We start from the raw sequence: 19,694 nt of genomic DNA, 5'->3' as shown, positions 1-19,694 counted from the left end.
GATTGTCATTCGAGTCTGGATTATAGTCAGATTCGTTTAATAATTCAACTTGGTATTTTCCTATTTCGAATGTCATTTCAAATGTTGCACAACGGGTTTGTATATGAAAAGTGCGTGCTTGTGTCAGAGGATTTTCGGAACGAAAATCGGATGAAAGCAAGTACGCACTTTCCTTTGGTTTAGCACTAAATTACGCATTTTTTATATACAGTGTTAGCCTTTCGTTTTTTTATTCAGTTTGAGAATCCGTTTTTAGTTCTTGCAGTTTCATATGTCGGTAGTAACCAAGAAAGCTTAAAATCACTATCAAAATTGCTGTAAAATTCAAATCCTCTAGAAATGAGTTTGAATTAATAGTCATATTAGATTCTTGGCGAAAAATTAGCCCGTATCTAAAATTATCGAAAATTAATACAGTTCCTATCATTTGTATTCCGTAAAAGATTATTGTTCCAATATATCCATAAACATTATTTTTAAAAAGAAGTATTAAAAGAACTATTGAGATAATCGTTCCGCCAATTATGTAAATATTGTTAATCTTTCCCATATCATATACAAAGTAGCAGAAAATCATAAATAGAATATTGATAATACATAGTATCGTAATTATTATTCCGTAAACATTTTTTTTCATAGGTTTCAGTTTGGTTAAAATGAAGGCTAACGGATTTGTATAAGATTAGTGGCGTGTTTAAGCACCTAATTTAGCAAATAAACACCAGATAGAAAATCCGCGAGGATTTTCGTAAGTAGGCGAGGACTAGCCATTAATTTTATACGGTGTTGTGCAACGTTTTTTTATTCAGTTTTATAATGTAATAATCCTTTTTCGTAAAGCATATTCTTAAATTCTTTCGAATCACAGTTTATTTTTCCAGTCAAAATTTCATTTCCAATTCCGTAAATGAATGGTCCTGGTCGATTACTCCAACCTTTTCCAAATTCTCTCGGTTCATAACCAGCAATTCGTCCACTTATGAGAATCCGGTTTTCGTCAGTTATTTTTTCTACAATTAAGTCAACGCAAGGATAAATTTTGTTTTCGTTTAAATAAACTCTTTCAGCAATTAATTCAGTCACGTTCTCCTTTCCGACTGCTTTTGGTTTATCAGCAAATTGCCATTCAAATTCATACTCGTTAGGCAACTCCATTCCAGCGTGTAATTCCGCATAGAGCTTCAGTTCCGAAAGAGTCTTGTCGATATGTTTTTTGAATTCAGTTCGGGTCATTTTTGAAATGTTGCACAACGTTTATGTATATGGAAAGTTGCGTGCTTGTGTGCGAGGATTTTCCGAAGGAAAATCAGAAGCTACCAAGCAAAGCAACTAACATTGGTTAAGCTAAAAATAGCAATTTTTTATATACGGTGTTGTAAAACGTTTTTTATTTAAATTTCAAATTCTCATTTAACTCATTTCGGAATATTTTCATATTTTTTTTCATAGTGTAATATGGGAAAATCAATATCAATGTTGCTATTGGAACAAACAATATTAATGCAGGATAAGCTTCTTTTATTATGATTACAGAAAATAATATCAAAAAGAATATTGGTCCAATTATTATCGCAAGTGTTGAGATTTCATCATATCCGAAAATTTTCACGTTTAGTTTGGTTTTCTGATTTTCCACACTTATTATTCCAACAGCATTAGACGATTGAATATTTAGATTCATAAACTTTCTTTTTTTTCTCAAAGTGAATTTATTATCTCCTACTTTTCCGCAAAATATTTTTTTTGAACGATATAATTCGTCTAATAAAATAGGTGTTTCTTCATCAACAATCAGTTTGATTCTTTTCTGAAATTCTTTTGGTTCAATATCATATTCAAACACCAAGGAATCAATTAACTTTAATTTTTTAAATAGACTTTCCATTTTTTCCTCAAATGTTTTACAACGTGTTCGTGTTATGATGTGTTGCGTAAAAGTACACGCTTTATTTTCCGCAGCAACAATATAGTAAAAAGTACGCAAAGATCGTCGTCTTAGCCAGCAGTAGCAATGAATTATACACGTTGTTGCCACACGTTTTTTATTTCCAATAACTTATTTTTCTCGTATCAACATAAATTGGAACGAATTCCTTTGAATTATTAAAATGTTCTTTCATTGATACATTTTTCTTAATCCAATTCCCATTTTTGTCAAATTCATAATCAAATTTCAATTCTCGGTTTAATTTTGAATCCTCGAATTCTTTTGAATTGATAGGATTATATAAAATATCAAATTCAGTTATGTTGTTTTTATGCTTTTTTAAATCCGCTGATATTGTATAAGAAGTTTGTTTAAAAATTCTTCCATCTTTCCATTCCGTTTCGCTTATCATTTCCATCCATTCTGTTTTATATGACGATTCTATTAAATTGTTGTTATTGTCATATTTAAACAGATTTGTTGTCGTTGATTTGTCATTCCCTTTTTCTTTTTGTGTAGAAGATATTATTTTATCATTATCGTCAAAAGCGTATTCTAAATTAACTTCGGTCGTATCATTTCCTTTAATAGAAATTCGTTTTATTTGATAATCATTTTTTCCATAATAAAAAGTTGTTTTATGGTCAATTGTATCATTAACGAAAACACTCAATTCACTTGTGTTTTTGATAGTATCATATTCCGAAGTTTGAATAATATTCGATTCGTTTGATTTGTTAATTGAAACACTTTTTATGACCTCTTGGTTTTTGTTATAATCAATAACATTGGTTTGTGTAAGTTCTCCATAATTATCGAAGTATTCTACTTTTTTCAATTCTCCAAAATCGGTGTATTCTTCTATTTTGTTCAGAACAGGTTTATCTTCATTTTCTGTGTTCTGAAAAGTTGTTTTGTAATATTCAATTTTTTTAACTTTTCCATACAGATTATTTCCTTGTAAAGCGTTTTTCGAATCTGAATAAATTGGCTGTAAATCAGTTCTCAATTCCGTTTTATTTTGGCAGTTAAATAAAATAATTGACATTAAAGTCAGTAAGTAAATTTTTCTCAATGTTCTTATTTTCAAATGTGTGGCAACGTTACTATATACAAACTTATTATAATTATTACAAATAACCTATACATAGATTAGTTATTCAATACTTTTTGTATATTTAGTTGATAACTAATTAACAATGAGTTATGTCATACCTTTTAAAGTTTAAAACCATTTTGGAGCTAAAAAGATATACACCAAATACAATGAAAACGTATTTGAATTTTATTAAATTATTTAGCGAATTCTTTAATTTTAATGATACTCATTTAGAAAAACTAACAGACAAAGACATCATTACTTGTACCATTAAGCTTGTAAAAATAAAGCAATATAGTGCTTCATCTCAGAAGCAACTTATTGGAGCGTTAAACTTATTTTATAAAGAACTGTTTAAAAGGCATATAGACTTCTCAATTATTTACCCTTCAAGATCCGAAAATTATTTACCTCAAATTCTTTCTAAACATGAAATAAAGCAAATTCTAGAGCATACTAATAATATTAAACACAAAGCTATTCTTGCTACTATTTACGGAATGGGTTTGCGTATTAGCGAAGCTGTCAACCTTAAAATTAATGATATTGATAGTAATAGAATGTTAGTGCATATTAAAAATGCTAAAGGAAAAAAGGATAGAATTGTAATGCTGCCAGAAAGTTTATTAGCATTATTACGAATATACTTTAAAGAATATAGACCTAAGGTTAATTTATTTGAAGGACAGCATTCTAATGCATATAGCGCAGGTAGCATTAGAAAAATTTTAAAATTGTCAGCAAACAAAGCTAAAATAAAAAAACCTATAACTGTGCACACTTTAAGACATACTTTTGCAACTCATTTGCTTGAAAACGGAACAGACATACGAATAATTCAAAGATTATTGGGGCATAAAAATATTGGTACAACATTACAATACACTCAAGTTGCCCAATCTACAATAACTAATGTCGTAAGTCCGTTAGATGCATTATAAGTGTTTTATTCTGTTTGTTCTTCCATATTATGAAAGACATTTTGTACATCGTCATCTTCTTCAAGTTTCTCAAGTAACTTTTCTACATCTACAACAGCTTCTGCACTTAATGTTTTAGTTACCTGCGGAATGCGTTCAAAACCAGAGGATAAAATTTCTATTTCTCGAGATTCTAACTCGGCTTGAATAGCTCCAAAACTTTCAAAAGGTGCATAAATTAAAATACCATCATCGTCTGCAAAAACCTCTTCGGCACCAAAATCTATAAACTCTAATTCAATATCTTCAGGGTCTAAGCCTTCTGCATTAATTCTAAAATTACATGTGTGATCAAACATAAATACTACCGAACCCGAAGTGCCTAAGCTACCATCACATTTATTAAAATAGCTACGTACGTTTGCTACTGTACGTGTATTATTATCTGTTGCAGTTTCTACTAAAATTGCAATACCATGTGGTGCGTAACCCTCAAAAATAACTTCTTTATAATCGCCTTGATCTTTCTCGCTAGCTTTTTTAATGGCACGTTCTACATTATCTTTAGGCATATTTACAGCCTTTGCATTTTGTATTACAGCTCTTAAACGAGAATTACTATCTGGATCTGGACCACCTTCTTTTACTGCCATTACAATGTCTTTACCAATACGTGTAAAGGCTTTACTCATTGCCGACCAACGTTTCATTTTACGTGCTTTTCTAAATTCAAAAGCTCTTCCCATAGTTTTAAGTTATAAGTATATTGAAATGTCTAAAATTTTAAAGTATCTTGTACTTGTAGCAAATTTAAAAAAATCTACAAACTGAAAGAATTGTTATGACAATAATATTATTTTAATTTTTTTTGAGTAAATACTACTAATAGTAACTGTATACTAAAGACTTTTTTATTCCTGAACCTCTACAATAGCTTCAATTGCAGCGGCCAATTTTAAAATTTTTTTCTGTTACACCATTTGCATCATGTGTAGATAGTGATATTTTTAAAACATTATAGATATTAGTCCATTTAGGATGATGGTTTTGTGCTTCACACTCAAAAGCTATTCTACTCATAGCACTAAAACAGTCTTTAAAATTATCAAATTCAAATTCGGCGTATAATGTGTTTTTATAAAATTGCCAATCAGGAAAATGAAGTAATTTTTTTTCTATAATATCTTCGCTTAATAGTAACATACTCTAAATAGTTTGCAATAAATTTAGGCAATATTTTTTGATTAAAAAGGAATAAATTAGTTTAAAATAATAAATATGACGAATAACTTAAATAGCGCTTTTATTTGCATTGAAGTTATATAAACTCTAGCTTTTGTCAAGCTCTTCTAAAACTTGTTTACTACTTATTTGAAGGTGTTTAGGTAGTTTGTTAAACTTTGGAAGCACCGCTAAATAACGATCTTCATTTGTAGTATAAACATGTTTGTAATTCACCTTTTTAGCCGTGATTATCTTTATAATGTCTTTTATAAAATCATCATGATGTACCAAATCTGTGCTACCTAAATGAAAAACACCAGTTTTGTTTCTGTTTATGATATAATGAATTTGTTGTGTTACTTTAAAATCTGAAGTAACATTCATGATAATATTGGGGAACACCTCAATAGCTTCATTATTTTTTATTAATTGCTTAATGTCTTTAACTCTAGGTGATTGAGCTCCCAAAACCATAGGTAATCTAATAATAACTACTTGCTTTTTTGGTAAGCGTAGCAGCATGTTTTCAATCTTTATTTTAAAATGTCCATAAATACTATGGCTTAAGGTTTTATCATACTCATAACTTGGGTATTTACTATACGCATCAAATACATTAGAAGAAGATAAAAAAATGAGTTTGCTTTTATGAGTGATAAGGTATTCTAAAATATGTTGATGTGCTATAACTTGGGCATGAAAATCACCTCGTAAAGCAGAAATAATGAGCGTAGGTTTTACAGTTTCTAAAATTTCAAAAACATCATCTTCTTCTACATTATATTGAAACAAATGATTGTTCTCTTCAAACTCTTTATTTGGTGTACTGTAAGTACCAAAAGTTCTAAAATAGGAGCAGAGCTCTTTGTAAATGGCATTGCCAATAAAACCGCTTGCTCCTAGAATTAAGATGGTATGTTTTTGTTTTAGCATTAAGTTATTCTAGTGCAGATTAAAATATAGAGCGTTTTGTTAATGTTGTAAATTGCTCTAAAGCTTGCATGCCTAACTTAGAGTTGCCTTTGTCATTTAACCCAGGAGACCAAACCGAAATCACAAATTCGTTTGGGAGTAATGCTACAATGCCGCCACCAACACCACTTTTTCCTGGTAATCCAACTTCAAATGCAAATTCACCAGCTTCGTCATAAAAACCGCAAGTTAGCATAATAGCATTTATGCGTTTGGCTTGGCTCGACGTTAAGCGTGTTTTGTTTAATACACATTTGCCTTGGTTGGCAAAAGCAAAAAATGCATTTGAAAGTTGTGTGCAATTCATTTCTATGGCACATTGATGAAAATAAAAATCTAAAACGTCTTCAACTGGGTTTTCAAGATTGTTAAATGACTTTAAAAGATTTGCGGCAGCATAATTTGTAAAGCCTGTGTTTTTTTCTGATTGTGCTACCTTTTTATTAAAATTAATCGACGTATCATTAGTTAAATCTCTAACATAGTTTAAAAAGTCTTCTTTGGGATTTTTTAGGTTTGAAATTAAGATGTCGGCAATTACAATTGCTCCAGAATTAATAAAAGGATTTCGAGGAATACCATGTTCTAATTCTAATAAAGCCAGATGGTTAAATGGATTTCCAGAGGGTTCAACGTCTAGTCGTTGCCACAGTTTATTGCCTACTAAAGAAAACGCATATGCTAATGATAAAACTTTAGATATACTTTGTATTGAAAAATGTGTTTCAGCTTGACCTACATTATAAGTTTTGCCAGTTATAAGCCTTAAATGAATCCCAAAATTACTAGCATCTATATGTTTTAATTCTGGAATATAAGAAGCAACAATTCCTTTGTTTTTTTCTTGAATTGCATTTGCATAAATAGTATTTAAAACCTCTTGGTAATCTAACATTTATCCTTTGTAAAATGGAAGCTTAACTATGGTTGCAGGAACTGAATTTTTTCGTATTTGAATATTAATTTTACTATCTACATCTGCAAAAATAGTTGGTACATAACCTAAACCTATTCCTTTTCCTAAACTTGGCGACATAGTGCCAGAAGTAACTTCGCCAATTTTTTTGCCTTGACCATCTACAATATCATAACCTTGACGCGGAATACCACGATCATCAAGCTGAAATGCAATGAGTTTGCGTTCAGCGCCACGACGCTTTTCGTCTTCTAAAGCTTCAGAGTTAGTGAATTTTTTTGAGAATTTTGTAATCCATCCTAAACCAGCTTCAATAGGAGACGTTGTATCATCAATATCATTTCCGTAAAGGCAATATCCCATTTCTAAACGTAAGGTGTCACGAGCAGCAAGACCAATTGGCTTAGCTCCAGCTTCAGTTACTTTATCCCAAATTTGCTTGACTTCATCATTCTTACAATAAATTTCAAATCCGCCACTTCCTGTATAACCTGTAGCAGAAATTATAACATGCTCGATACCTGCAAAATCACCTACAACAAAATTGTAAAATTTTATTTGAGATAAGTCATGACTCGATAAACTTTGCATTGCCTCAACAGCTTTAGGGCCTTGAATTGCAAGTAGTGAATACTCTTCGCTTAAATCACGCATGGCTGCGCCAACTGTATTTTTAGACTGTATCCAGTTCCAGTCTTTTTCAATATTACTTGCATTTACAACAAGTAAATAAGTTTCTTCTTTTACTTTATATATAATTAGATCGTCAACAATTCCGCCATCATCATTTGGTAGGCAGCTATATTGTGCTTTTCCAACAGTTAATTTTGAAGCATCATTGCTACATATGCTTTGTATTAAATCTAATGCGTTTGGACCTTCAATTAAAAATTCTCCCATATGTGAGACATCAAAAACGCCTACCGAATTTCGTACGGTTTCATGCTCAATGTTAACGCCTTCATATTGCACAGGCATGTTATAGCCAGCAAAAGGAACTAGTTTTGCACCAAGTGCTTCATGGGTTGATGTTAAAGCTGTATTTTTCATTTTTAATCCTTAAGTTAAGTAACAAAAGTATTGAAAATATATGGTTTTTATAACCAAAAAAACAGATTTAAAGTACTTGTAATTTTGTTGATAAAAAAAGAAATTTACTGATTAATTAGAAATGATTTTAAATCATTATAGTCACTAATTTTTATTGACTTTTTTTCTTTGTGCATCACAGCTTTTATTTGAGTTGGTAAGAGCTGTTTTTCTTCAATAACATTTTCTACCACATCTAAAAATTTAGTTGGATGTGCTGTTTCTAAAAACACGCAGTGTGTATTTGGGTTAGTTTTTACATATGCTTTAGCGCCAAGGTAACCAACTGCTCCATGAGGATCTGCAACATAATTATAACTGTTGTAAATCTCTTTCATGGCAACTTTTGTGTTGTCATCTGTAAAGCTATAAGACGTAAGGTTGTTTTTCAATGTTTGAAAATCGTTTTTATAAATTTCTTGAATACGTATGAAGTTACTAGGATTGCCAACATCCATAGCATTGCTAATGGTTTGTACTGAAGGTTTTGGGATATAGTTTTGAGTTAGCAAATAGTTTGTTACAACATTATTTTGATTATTTGAAGCTATAAAATGTTTTATTGGTAAGCCTAATTTTTGAGCCATCATACCTGCACAAATATTACCGAAATTACCACTAGGTATAGAAAAAACAATATCATTGTAAGTATTATGTAATTGTTTATAAGTAAACATAAAATAGAGTAGTTGAGGTAACCAACGCGCTACATTTATTGAGTTTGCAGATGTGAGTTGCATTTTGCTTGTTAACTCGTTATCTAAAAATGCACGTTTTACCATATCTTGGCAATCATCAAACACACCATCTACTTCTAAAGCAGTAATATTTTGACCTAAGGTTGTTAACTGTTTTTCTTGAATGTCACTTACTTTTCCTGAAGGATAAAGTATAACTACATTTACACCTTTTACTCCAAGAAAACCGTTTGCAACTGCGCCTCCAGTATCTCCTGAAGTAGCAACTAATACAGTAACTTCTTCAGTGTTATCCTTATTGAAATAACCTAGACAACGCGCCATAAATCGTGCGCCAACATCTTTAAATGCCATAGTTGGACCATGAAATAATTCGAGCGTTGATATATTTTTATTGAGTTCTACTATAGGAAACTCAAATGATAGTGTTTCACTTATAATTTGTTTTAATTCAGCTTCAGGGATTTCTGGTAAAACAAATTGTTTCAAAGCTTCAAAAGCAATGTCGTTACGAGATATACTATCTATATTATCAAAAAATGTTTTTGGAAGAGGAGTGATACTTTCTGGAAAATATAAGCCTCTATCTGGAGCAAGTCCTTTAATAACAGCATTTTTAAATGTTGTGTTTGGTGCTTTTCTATTGAGAGAATAATATTGCATTGATTTATAAAATTATTAAAAGATATCTCGACTGCGCTCGATATGACAAACTATTTTGTTACTTATAAATTGAGATTCTTCGCTTTATTCAGAATGACAAAATTTCACTATTCACTATTCACTATTCACTATTCACTATTCTAACACCTTGAGTACTTATTTTTGAGTTAAAAATAGAGAAGTCTATTCCTGTGTTTTCATAAGTAGATTGCATATTTTTTAAAACATTTTTCGCAGTTACCTCACTTTTACTTAGAGCAAAAATAGTAGGTCCAGCTCCAGAAATTCCAGCACCTAATGCTCCAGAATTTATTGCTGCATTTTTTACTGCATCAAAATGTGGAATGAGTTTCTTGCGAACAGGCTCTACAATTACATCTTGAAGCGATCTACCTATTAAATCATAATCACTTGTGTATAAACCACTAATTAGCCCGCCAACATTAGACCATTGTGTAATAGCGCTTTTTAATGAAACTTCTTTTGGAAGCACATTACGTGCATCTTCAGTTTTTATTTCAATTTGTGGATGCAATGCAGTAACAAACAAATCTTTAGGAACAGGTAAACTTACAATTTCTAAAGGGTTATAACTTCTAATTAAAACAAAACCACCAAATAGAGCTGCAGAAACATTATCTGCAATTTGTGAGCCACAAGCCGCTTCTTCACCTAACATTGCATATTTGGTTAGCTGCGTTTTTGTATACGGTTTTCCTAGTAATTCATTAAGAGCAAAAGTAGTTCCTGCTGCGCTTGCCGCACTAGACCCTAAGCCACTACCAGGTTTAAATCCTTTATAAATTTCTATATCTAAACCAAAATTTGCATTGGCGTCTTGCATCATAATTTTTGCAACAATGCCTACTAAATTCTCATCAATATTATATGGTAAATTGGCACCTTCAATTTTTGTTATACGTATTGTATTAGTGGTTGTTTTGTTAAACACCATTTCGTCACCTTTACCTTCAAGAGCTAAGCCTAAAGCATCAAACCCACATGAGATATTAGCTACTGTTGCTGGAGAAAATATTTTAATTTTATCCATATATTAATTATTTCCAATTCTAATAATATCTGCGAAAAGGCCAGATGCAGTTACATCAGCACCAGCACCAGCACCTCTAACAATTAGTGGTAAATCTGGATAGCGTTCTGTATAAAACATGATGATATTATCTTTTCCTTTTAGGTTGTAAAATGGATGTCCTTCAGGGATTTCTCTTAAACCAACTTTTGCTTTGCCATTATTGTATTCGGCAACATATTTTAATTGGCAATTATTTGCTTTTGCTGAAGCATATAGTTTTTGAAAATGAGCTTCATCTTCAATTAAGGTATCATAAAAGTGATCTATAGAAGTACTGTTGAGGTTTTTTTCTGTTAAAAAGGACACATTATCAATATCTTCTAAATCTATATTTGTTTTGTTTTCTCGAGCTAGTATTAATATTTTTCTTGCTACATCAACACCACTTAAATCTATTCTTGGGTCTGGTTCTGTATAACCTTCATATTGCGCTTGTTTAACTGTGTCGTGAAAGTTTTTTCGGTCGCTATAATTATTAAATATAAAGTTTAGACTGCCAGATAAAACGGCTTGAATACTTGTTACTTTATCTCCAGAAGCTACTAAATTGTTTAATGTATTTATAACAGGTAATCCTGCGCCAACATTAGTTTCGTATAAAAAAGGCGCATTGTATTTTAATGATAATTCTTGAAGTTTTTTATAGTTTTCAAAAGTACCAGAACAAGCAATTTTATTACAAGCAACTACAGCTATGTTTTGCTTTAAATAATCGGCATACATAGCAGCAACTGCTTCACTTGCAGTAACATCTACAAAGATGCTATTTCGTAAATTAAGTTCGACGGCTTTGTCAAAAAAACCTTTAATGTTAGATTTATCTGCGTAATGAAATTGCGATGTCCAATTGTTAAGATTAATACCATCACTATTAAAAAACATTTTTCTTGAGTTAGAAATACCAACTATGCGAACATTCAATTTTAAGTTTTTTTGTAAAAAACTGTGTTGTTGTTGTATTTGTTCGATGAGTTTTTCACCAACATTGCCTACACCAGTAATAAACACATTCACTTGTTTTGTTTTTACTTCAAAAAACCGTTCATGTAATGTGTTTAATGCTTTTTTTACATCTTTTTGAGCGATTACTGCAGAAATATTTTTTTCTGAAGCACCTTGAGCAATTGCTCTAATATTGATGTTGTTTTTACCAAGTGTACTAAACATTTTTCCGCTAATACCTTGATGATTTTTCATATGATCACCAATAAGCGCTACTATAGATAATTCTTTTTCTAACTGAATAGGTTCAATTTTATGAAGGGATATTTCATTTTCAAATGCGGTATCAATTGCTTGTTTAGCTATATCTGCATCTTTATCATCTATGCCAAAACATATGGAGTGCTCAGACGATGCTTGGGTAATTAAGATGACATTTATTTTTTCTTGTGCTAAGATTTCAAATAAACGCTTAGAAAAGCCAGGTATACCAACCATTCCGCTACCTTCTAAGGTTAATAGTGCAATGTTATTTATATTGCTAATACCTTTAACTGATTTTTTGGTTGAAACAACTTCGTTAGAAATTATAGTACCTTCATGTTCTGGGTGTAATGTGTTTTTTATATGTATAGGTATGTTTACATCTAAAGCTGGTTGTACAGTTGGCGGATATAATACTTTTGCACCAAAGTGCGATAACTCCATAGCTTCTTGATATGATAGTTTTTTTATTGGTAGTGCTTGTTTTACTAGTTTAGGGTTTGTAGTAAACATTCCGCTTACATCTGTCCAAATTTCTAAACGTTCAACTTTTAAAGCTGCAGCAACGATTGCAGCGGTAAAATCTGAGCCACCTCGACCTAATGTAGTTTGTTCTCCAGAAACAGATTTTGCTACAAAACCAGGTAAGATTGTTATGCTTTGTTTAGCGTCAGAAAAATAGGATTTTATATTTTTATTAGTAAGCTTAGTATCTATTTCTGCTTTAGTGAAATCATCATTTGTAATAATTAACTCTTGACTGTTTTTTCGCTTTACATCAATGCCACGAGACTCCATAGTTTCAGCAATAATGTATGATGAAATGAGTTCGCCAAAACTTGTAAGCTTATCTGAGGTTTTTGGTGATAATTCATTAATTAAAAAAATACCATCAAGTAAATCGCGAAGCTCTTCAAATTTACTTTCAATCTGTGAAACAATTTTTTTATTCTTTTTAGGAATCAATTCTTCTACAATATCAAAATGTATTTTTTTAATAGCCTTAAAGCTTTTCTTATATGAAGCATCTTTTTTTTGAGCTAAAGCGCCAGCTTTTAAGAGTTTGTCTGTGATTCCGCCAACAGCAGAAACTACACATGTAACATTATCTTTTTCAGCATAATTCTCTAAAATGCTAATAACTTTATTTATGTTTTTTGGCGAACCAACAGATGTACCACCAAATTTTAATACATTCATTTTATTAAGTACTTAAAATAATTACTACAAATAAACTAATTGAAACTTTAATACTTATCAATTAATCAATCATTTTTTGGTATTATTTGCAAAGAGAAAAGTATTACTTTTACTTTAATTAAAAAACAATTTTCTGTTTTTTGAAGAATTGACAAAAATTATAAAGAATTATTACATATAATGAAGATTTTTTCTAAAGAGCAAATTTACCAAGGAGATGCATTAACCTCTAAAAAACAAGGTATTACATCTACAGATTTGATGGAGCGTGCTGGTATTCAAATTTTTAATTGGATACATATGCGTATGCAAGGCGCACAGGTGCCTATTCATGTGTTTTGTGGTATTGGTAATAATGGAGGAGATGGTTTAGTTGTTGCTAGACATTTAATTACGCATGGTTATAATGTAAAAACTTATGTAATTAATTGCAGTGATAAACGTTCTAAAGATTTTTTAGTCAATTATGATCGTATAAAACAAACTACTAAAGAATGGCCAACGCTATTAAGTTGTAAAGAAGAGTTTCCGCAAATTAATCCAGATGATATAATTATTGATGCTGTTTTTGGAATTGGGTTAAATAGACCTACAGACGATTGGGTAAAAGCACTGTTTCAACATTTTAAGACATCAAAGGCATTTACGCTTGCAGTAGATATACCTTCAGGACTGCATACAGATAAAGTGCCAGAAAATGAAAACAATGTAGTTTGGGCAAATTATACCTTAAGTTTTCAATCACCTAAGCTTGGATTTTTTTTGCCAGATACAGCGAAGTTTAATGGGCAATGGGAGATTTTAGATATTGGAATTGATCCAGAATATTTATTTACAACAGAAACCGAAGCAGAACTTATTGGTAAATACGAAGTTTTATCTATGTATAAACCGAGAGAAAAATTTTCTCATAAAGGAACCTTTGGGCATAGTTTAATAATAGGAGGAAGCTATGGTAAAATTGGGTCTGTAACTTTGGCTAGCAGAGGTGCATTGTCTTCAGGTGCTGGTTTAGTGACAAACTATATTCCAAAATGTGGTTATACTATTTTACAGTCTTCATTTCCTGAAGCAATGGTAATTACTGATACTAATGATGAGTTTATTACAGCTATTGATTTTGATATCAAACCTAATGCTATTGGGATTGGAGTTGGTTTAGGAACTAATACCAAAACAATTTCGGCTTTTGAAGCTTTTTTAAAGTCTAATAAGACGCCTTTAGTTATTGATGCAGATGGTTTAAATATTATCGCTAAAAAGAAGACGTTGTTAAAGTTGTTGCCTGAGCAAACAATTTTAACGCCTCATCCAAAAGAGCTAGAACGTTTAATAGGTAAGTGGAAAGATGATTTTGATAAACTAAAAAAAGTAAAGGCATTTTCGAAAAAGTATAACATTATTGTTGTAATTAAAGGCGCTAATACAATTACTGTTTTTAATGAAAAATTGTACGTGAACTCTACAGGGAACCCAGGCTTAGCTACTGGAGGAACTGGCGATGTGTTAACAGGTGTGATTACAGGGCTTTTAGCTCAAGGTTACAATCCATTAATTGCAGCTCTTTTTGGAGTTTATTTACATGGTAAATCTGCAGATATTGCTGTAGAAGATTTAGGTTATCAAAGTTTAATTGCAAGTCATGTAATTGAGGCTTTAGGTGAAGCTTATATAGATTTATTTAGACAACCTGAAGAACCTCCAGTTGAAGAAGAAGAACAAGAAAAATAGATAATAAAAAAGAGCCAATATTAAGTGGCTCTTTTTTATTAACGTTTTATAACGATGTATTAGATATTTAACGTATTAAATAGCTCAATAAGTTTTGGGTTAGATGGCCTAGGCGCATCTGCACTTACAATATTTCCTTGTGGATCAATCAAGATAAAACGAGGAATACCATTAATTTTATAATTTTTCACAAAATCAGAGTTAAAAGCATTATCAGCAAATAACTGAATGCCTCCAAGTTCTTTTTCTTTAATCATTTTTTTCCAACCTTCTTTAGAGGCTTCAACTGTTTTTTCTTTATAACCTCTTCCGTTATCAACAGAAATACTTACAAACTCTATGTTTTTTCCGTGAAATTGTTTTTCAACTTTTTTTAGCGAAGGGATTTCACGTTTACATGGTCCACACCAAGTAGCCCAAACATCTACATAAACATACTTTCCTTTTAAGTCTGCAAGTGAAGTTGTGCCGCCTTTATAGTTTTCATAGTTTTCAAAAGTTGGAGAAGCTGACCCTTTTGGAAAAGCTTTACGCAAAGCTAATTTCCCTGACATATATCTTTTTAAAGATGTAATGTTTCCGTTCATTGATTGTTCTCCATTTGCTATATGTAATGAGTCTAAACCTGGATAGCTATCTTGTAATGCTTTAAATCCAGCTTTATAATCTGCAATGGCTTTGTCTAAGTCATCTTGAGATCCTTCAGAAACTAATTCGTCAGTAAAATAATCACCAGAAATCAAGTAAGATTTAATTACAAAATTATTGATATCAGCTCCATCGCCTTTATAGGCAATAGTATTATCAAAATCTTCATAATCTGTATCAAAAGATGCTACAAAACCATTTTCAAGGTATATATTCCCATATTCTTGACCATGATTAATTGAGTAATCACCTTTAGCAACTTTTAGAGTGTCGCTAAAAGTACCATCATCATTTAAAGTTATTACTTTTTCAAACTCTTTTCCTTTAAATATTTTTAAAGTTTTACTATCGTCAGGATTAGTGATTTTACCACTAATAGTTACATAGTCTTTAGGTGCTTCTTTACATGCTATAATTGTGATAAAACACAATGATAATAAGAGTAATCTTTTCATTTGAAATTTTTTTAGTTTTCCCAAAAATAGCAGATTAATTTTAGAGTTACTAAATTATATTAATTATTAACATTTGTTGCATAGTTTCAATCTTATGCTGAATTTTGGCTAACTAAATTTTAAACATGGAATCAATACATTATATATCTTCAGAAGTATTAGAATTATCTACGATTAAAGACATTATTTTTTATAATAAAAAAATACAGCTTTCAGACGAAGCAATAAACAGAATTAAAAACTGTAGAGCATATTTAGATGATAGAATGCAAAAACAAGATGATCCAATTTATGGGATTAATACAGGTTTTGGGTCGTTGTATAATGTAAAAGTTTCTAAAGAAAATTTAACCCAATTACAAGAAAATTTAGTGATGTCTCATGCTTGCGGCATTGGAGAAAGAGTACCAAATGCTGTAGTTAAATTAATGCTATTGTTAAAAGTACAATCTCTAAATTATGGTCATAGTGGTGTACAGTTAGATACAGTTTTGAGGCTTATAGATTTTTTTAATCATGATATATTACCAATAGTTTATACGCAAGGTTCTTTAGGTGCATCTGGTGATCTTGCGCCTCTTGCTCATTTAGCTTTACCATTAATTGGTAAAGGAGAAGTAGAGTATAATGGAAAAGTTTGTGATGCTCAAGATATTTTAAATGACTTTAATTGGAAACCTATAACATTGCAATCTAAAGAAGGTTTGGCTTTATTAAACGGAACACAATTTATGAGTGCCTATGGAGTACATTTAATATGTGAGTCGTATAAACTATCCTATTTAGCAGATTTTATAGGAAGTATATCTTTAGATGCATTTGATGGAAGAATAGAGCCTTTTAATGAACTTGTACATTTAGTAAGACCTCATAGAGGTCAACTAAAAACCGCAGCACGAGTTAGGGAGTTTTTAGAAGATAGCGAATTAATTAGTCAAGAAAAAGAGCATGTTCAAGATCCCTATTCATTTAGGTGCATTCCGCAAGTACATGGTGCTACAAAAGATACTATAGCGTTTGTACATAAAGTTTTTAAAACAGAAATTAATTCTGTTACAGATAATCCAAATATATTTATTGGTGAAGATAAAATTATTTCTGGAGGAAATTTTCATGGGCAACCACTAGCATTAGCTTTAGATTATCTAAAAATTGCAATGGCAGAACTTGGTAATATTTCTGAGCGTAGAATATATCAACTAGTTTCTGGTCTTAGAGGTTTACCAACATTTTTAGTTGATAATCCAGGGCTTAATTCTGGATTTATGATTCCTCAATATACCGCTGCAAGCATTGTGAGTGCTAATAAACAATTAGCTACACCTGCAAGTATAGATTCTATTGTGTCATCTAATGGTCAAGAAGACCATGTGAGTATGGGAGCAAATTCGGCAACTCAAGCTTTTACATTAATTACTAATTTAAAGCATATATTAGCCATAGAATTATTTAATGCGTCTCAAGCATTAGAATTTCGAAAACCAAAAAAATCATCCCCTTTAATTGAATCATTTTTAAATGCTTATAGATTAGAGGTCAAATTTTTAACCCAAGATGATATTTTGCATAAAATGATAAAAACATCAATCCATTTTATCGATGATTTTTGCATAGAAAATGATCTCATTTTCGATTAAATGCAAAAAAAAATGTTCAACTGTTTATTATATAAAAAAAGATAAAATTTATTTGGCGTTCAATATTTTATAATATACTTTTGATAGTAATTCAGGGTGAATTCAGTTCATTTTGAATTTTATAAAAGCACCATAATAGCAAAGTGTTTTTATGTCTTACCAAAAATTGTTTGATAGCACAACAATTGATTATTAGCACATTTATTACGTAATGAGTATGTAAATACTCATTGTTTAGATTGTTTTGTATTGCATTAAGTGTAATTCAATTCTATCTATTTGGTCCCAAGCCTATCTGTAAGCAGTTAATTGCTTAGTTATGTTGGTAATATTAGTATTACCTAGAATTATAAATGTTAAGATAATTTTAATTTAAAACCAAATGTTATGTTTATGAACAATTTTACCCGAAGTGGTAGTGAAGCCAAGTATTGGTTGTCTACCACAAATTTATCGTGTTGTAGCATTGATTCTATCGCAAAACAATTTAAGAGCTTAAAGGTATTTTCCTTTATAGCCCTTTTTCTGTTTTCTATGGGTGCAATGCAAGCAAGTAATTTTATTGATGGTTGCATGAGTGATGCTCCAGCTGGACCATCAGAAGCAGCAATTGCTTTAACAGCTATGGAAACTTGTGGTGATGACGCAGAAATTGAAGTGATTAAAACTTCTGAAATGATTAGTCACAACACGCCTGGAGCAGAAGCAACAGACTGTGATTGGGAGATAATTCACTCGTATCACATTAAGTGTAATGGTGTAGACCAAGATCCACTTAAAATTCACTATTTTGGTGGAGACAGAATACCACCATCTTTAGATGGAGAACTACCACCTGATATAGTAGGCTTTAATGCATGCTTTGCAGATGCTGGGCAAGCTGGTTATGATGATGACTATATTAAAAGTCTGTTTTCTGATAACTGTGGTACTGAGTTAACACTCATTAAAACAGGGTCTCCTGTTATGGTAGATAATTGTTCTTGGACAGCAGAATATAAGTATTTAATTACAGATGCTTGTGGTAATCCATATCCTGAATTTACAATTACAGTAAGTGGTAGTGATCAAGATCCACCAGAATTAAAAAGAGATATAGAAAACTTTCCTACAAGTGAGTATGACTTAGATTTATGCTTTGAAAATAAAAAAGAAGGCCCACCTGCAGACGTAATTGCAGGATATTATGAAGATCTTTGTGGAGGTCCAGTTATTGTTAATAGAACTGAACATTCAAAAGGATATGATTGTAAATGGATGGCTGTCTACACATATACCATTCAAGATCAATGTGGTAATTTTGTAGATCCACCATTAGTACTTACTTATACTGGACGTGACCAATCACCTTATGAGTTTAGTGGTATTCCACAAAACACTACAGTAGATTGTATTGATCAAATCCCACCTGCTCCAGACGTAACTGCAACAGATAATTGTGGACCATTTCTTGATAGAATTGACCCAGTAGAAGATTATAGCAATGTAGATGCATGTAATGGAGGAATATTTACTAGAACGTGGACTATAATAGATCCTTGTAGTAGTGATTTAAACGTAACAGCAACTCAAGAAATTACTGTATTGCCAACACCAATAGCTGAGTTAACTCCACCAGAGATTCCTTCAAATATTACTTGTGCAGATGCTGCAACATGGACAGTGCCAGACGCGACATATACTAATAACATAGAAGGAGGAGCATGTGCTATTTCTGGTAGTATTGAAGCTTCATATGATAGAAAATTTACTGAATGTGGAGGATATATAGAAATCTCTTTTAATGGAAAAGATGCTTGTAATAGAGATTTGTCTGCTGGACCATTTATGATTATAGTTGATCCAGCACCACCAGCAGTGTTTAATACACCAGAAGGTGGCGAATTAACATGTGAAGAAGCAAATGTATTCCAAGCACCAAGTTTAGGCTACTCAAATAGCGGAACAGGTGCATGTTTAATAGAAGGTGAAGTACCAGGTGTAGCAACACCAAACTACACAGAATGTGGAGGATATATTGATGTAAACTGGACGTATAAAGATGATTGTGAAAGAGATATTTTCGCAACAGTTCGCTATACAGTTTTACCAGCACCACCAGCAGTGTTTAATACACCAGAAGGTGGCGAATTAACATGTGAAGAAGCAAATGTATTCCAAGCACCAAGTTTAGGCTACTCAAATAGCGGAACAGGTGCATGTTTAATAGAAGGTGA

Annotated in this window: 16 protein-coding genes and 1 pseudogene; 4 read left to right on the top strand and 13 right to left on the bottom strand. The window is 31.3% G+C overall.

Annotation, left to right across the window (positions count from 1 at the left end):
- Positions 1-229 precede the first annotated feature (229 nt).
- From BXY80_RS08185 to BXY80_RS08170, 4 genes are all read right to left on the bottom strand, one after another.
- Positions 230-577: a hypothetical protein gene (locus tag BXY80_RS08185; protein WP_147376114.1), complete on the bottom strand. Its 348-nt coding sequence runs from the start codon at positions 575-577 to the stop codon at positions 230-232.
- A 224-nt stretch (positions 578-801) separates the two neighbouring features.
- Entirely contained in the window at positions 802-1,233 is a 432-nt protein-coding gene (locus BXY80_RS08180; RefSeq protein ID WP_120200813.1) for a hypothetical protein, read from the bottom strand.
- A 154-nt stretch (positions 1,234-1,387) separates the two neighbouring features.
- A complete protein-coding gene (locus BXY80_RS08175) occupies positions 1,388-1,885 on the bottom strand; it encodes a hypothetical protein (RefSeq protein ID WP_147376113.1) in 498 nt (165 codons plus the stop codon).
- 157 nt (positions 1,886-2,042) lie between these two features.
- Complete coding sequence (locus BXY80_RS08170; protein ID WP_147376112.1) at positions 2,043-2,936, bottom strand: hypothetical protein; 894 nt, start codon at positions 2,934-2,936, stop codon at positions 2,043-2,045.
- A gap of 197 nt (positions 2,937-3,133) precedes the next feature.
- Between BXY80_RS08170 and BXY80_RS08165 the strand changes: the two genes are divergently transcribed.
- Positions 3,134-3,967 carry a tyrosine-type recombinase/integrase gene (locus BXY80_RS08165; RefSeq protein WP_120200807.1) on the top strand — a complete coding sequence of 278 codons (834 nt, stop codon included), beginning with the start codon at positions 3,134-3,136 and terminating at the stop codon, positions 3,965-3,967.
- A 5-nt stretch (positions 3,968-3,972) separates the two neighbouring features.
- On the opposite strand, the gene BXY80_RS08160 is transcribed toward BXY80_RS08165, so the two are convergent.
- The 8 genes and pseudogenes from BXY80_RS08160 to thrA all read right to left on the bottom strand — a co-directional run bounded on the left by BXY80_RS08160 (position 3,973) and on the right by thrA (position 13,007).
- A complete protein-coding gene (locus tag BXY80_RS08160) occupies positions 3,973-4,692 on the bottom strand; it encodes a YebC/PmpR family DNA-binding transcriptional regulator (protein WP_120200805.1) in 720 nt (239 codons plus the stop codon).
- A 165-nt stretch (positions 4,693-4,857) separates the two neighbouring features.
- Positions 4,858-5,149: pseudogene (locus BXY80_RS08155) on the bottom strand (4a-hydroxytetrahydrobiopterin dehydratase).
- A gap of 126 nt (positions 5,150-5,275) precedes the next feature.
- A complete protein-coding gene (locus BXY80_RS08150) occupies positions 5,276-6,103 on the bottom strand; it encodes a sugar nucleotide-binding protein (protein ID WP_120200803.1) in 828 nt (275 codons plus the stop codon).
- A 19-nt stretch (positions 6,104-6,122) separates the two neighbouring features.
- Positions 6,123-7,037: a glutaminase gene (locus tag BXY80_RS08145; RefSeq protein WP_120200801.1), complete on the bottom strand. Its 915-nt coding sequence runs from the start codon at positions 7,035-7,037 to the stop codon at positions 6,123-6,125.
- Positions 7,038-8,108, bottom strand: a complete 1,071-nt coding sequence (gene gcvT, locus BXY80_RS08140; RefSeq protein WP_120200799.1) for a glycine cleavage system aminomethyltransferase GcvT — start codon at positions 8,106-8,108, stop codon at positions 7,038-7,040. It lies immediately after the preceding gene.
- Between the two features lie 104 nt (positions 8,109-8,212).
- Positions 8,213-9,508, bottom strand: coding sequence for a threonine synthase (gene thrC, locus BXY80_RS08135; RefSeq protein WP_120200797.1), 1,296 nt, complete (start codon positions 9,506-9,508; stop codon positions 8,213-8,215).
- A gap of 121 nt (positions 9,509-9,629) precedes the next feature.
- Positions 9,630-10,559, bottom strand: a complete 930-nt coding sequence (locus tag BXY80_RS08130; RefSeq protein ID WP_120200795.1) for a homoserine kinase — start codon at positions 10,557-10,559, stop codon at positions 9,630-9,632.
- Between the two features lie 3 nt (positions 10,560-10,562).
- Positions 10,563-13,007: a bifunctional aspartate kinase/homoserine dehydrogenase I gene (thrA, locus tag BXY80_RS08125; protein WP_120200793.1), complete on the bottom strand. Its 2,445-nt coding sequence runs from the start codon at positions 13,005-13,007 to the stop codon at positions 10,563-10,565.
- A gap of 180 nt (positions 13,008-13,187) precedes the next feature.
- On the opposite strand from thrA, the gene BXY80_RS08120 reads away from it, so the two are divergent.
- Complete coding sequence (locus tag BXY80_RS08120) at positions 13,188-14,738, top strand: NAD(P)H-hydrate dehydratase (RefSeq protein WP_120200792.1); 1,551 nt, start codon at positions 13,188-13,190, stop codon at positions 14,736-14,738.
- A gap of 59 nt (positions 14,739-14,797) precedes the next feature.
- On the opposite strand, the gene BXY80_RS08115 is transcribed toward BXY80_RS08120, so the two are convergent.
- On the bottom strand, positions 14,798-15,841 hold the full coding sequence (locus BXY80_RS08115) for a TlpA family protein disulfide reductase (RefSeq protein ID WP_120200856.1): 1,044 nt from the start codon (positions 15,839-15,841) through the stop codon (positions 14,798-14,800).
- A gap of 125 nt (positions 15,842-15,966) precedes the next feature.
- On the opposite strand from BXY80_RS08115, the gene hutH reads away from it, so the two are divergent.
- Positions 15,967-17,478, top strand: a complete 1,512-nt coding sequence (gene hutH / locus BXY80_RS08110; protein WP_120200790.1) for a histidine ammonia-lyase — start codon at positions 15,967-15,969, stop codon at positions 17,476-17,478.
- A gap of 393 nt (positions 17,479-17,871) precedes the next feature.
- Positions 17,872-19,694: HYR-like domain-containing protein (locus tag BXY80_RS13925; RefSeq protein WP_162843288.1), on the top strand; the 1,823-nt coding region annotated here is incomplete at its 3' end.

Origin of the sequence: Ichthyenterobacterium magnum (assembly GCF_003610635.1) — a bacterium.
Taxonomy (GTDB): domain Bacteria; phylum Bacteroidota; class Bacteroidia; order Flavobacteriales; family Flavobacteriaceae; genus Ichthyenterobacterium; species Ichthyenterobacterium magnum.
The sequence above is the reverse complement of the archived record's forward strand: the minus strand, read 5'-3'. Positions and strand labels throughout refer to the sequence as shown.

What these genes read in the sequence shown, in the direction of transcription:
- BXY80_RS08185 (WP_147376114.1), bottom strand. Translation starts at nt 577, where the DNA reads ATGATTTTCTGCTACTTTGTATATGATATGGGAAAGATTAACAATATT.
- BXY80_RS08180 (WP_120200813.1), bottom strand. Translation starts at nt 1,233, where the DNA reads ATGACCCGAACTGAATTCAAAAAACATATCGACAAGACTCTTTCGGAA.
- BXY80_RS08175 (WP_147376113.1), bottom strand. Translation starts at nt 1,885, where the DNA reads ATGGAAAGTCTATTTAAAAAATTAAAGTTAATTGATTCCTTGGTGTTT.
- BXY80_RS08165 (WP_120200807.1), top strand. Translation starts at nt 3,134, where the DNA reads ATGTCATACCTTTTAAAGTTTAAAACCATTTTGGAGCTAAAAAGATAT.
- BXY80_RS08160 (WP_120200805.1), bottom strand. Translation starts at nt 4,692, where the DNA reads ATGGGAAGAGCTTTTGAATTTAGAAAAGCACGTAAAATGAAACGTTGG.
- BXY80_RS08150 (WP_120200803.1), bottom strand. Translation starts at nt 6,103, where the DNA reads ATGCTAAAACAAAAACATACCATCTTAATTCTAGGAGCAAGCGGTTTT.
- BXY80_RS08145 (WP_120200801.1), bottom strand. Translation starts at nt 7,037, where the DNA reads ATGTTAGATTACCAAGAGGTTTTAAATACTATTTATGCAAATGCAATT.
- gcvT (WP_120200799.1), bottom strand. Translation starts at nt 8,108, where the DNA reads ATGAAAAATACAGCTTTAACATCAACCCATGAAGCACTTGGTGCAAAA.
- thrC (WP_120200797.1), bottom strand. Translation starts at nt 9,508, where the DNA reads ATGCAATATTATTCTCTCAATAGAAAAGCACCAAACACAACATTTAAA.
- BXY80_RS08130 (WP_120200795.1), bottom strand. Translation starts at nt 10,559, where the DNA reads ATGGATAAAATTAAAATATTTTCTCCAGCAACAGTAGCTAATATCTCA.
- thrA (WP_120200793.1), bottom strand. Translation starts at nt 13,007, where the DNA reads ATGAATGTATTAAAATTTGGTGGTACATCTGTTGGTTCGCCAAAAAAC.
- BXY80_RS08120 (WP_120200792.1), top strand. Translation starts at nt 13,188, where the DNA reads ATGAAGATTTTTTCTAAAGAGCAAATTTACCAAGGAGATGCATTAACC.
- BXY80_RS08115 (WP_120200856.1), bottom strand. Translation starts at nt 15,841, where the DNA reads ATGAAAAGATTACTCTTATTATCATTGTGTTTTATCACAATTATAGCA.
- hutH (WP_120200790.1), top strand. Translation starts at nt 15,967, where the DNA reads ATGGAATCAATACATTATATATCTTCAGAAGTATTAGAATTATCTACG.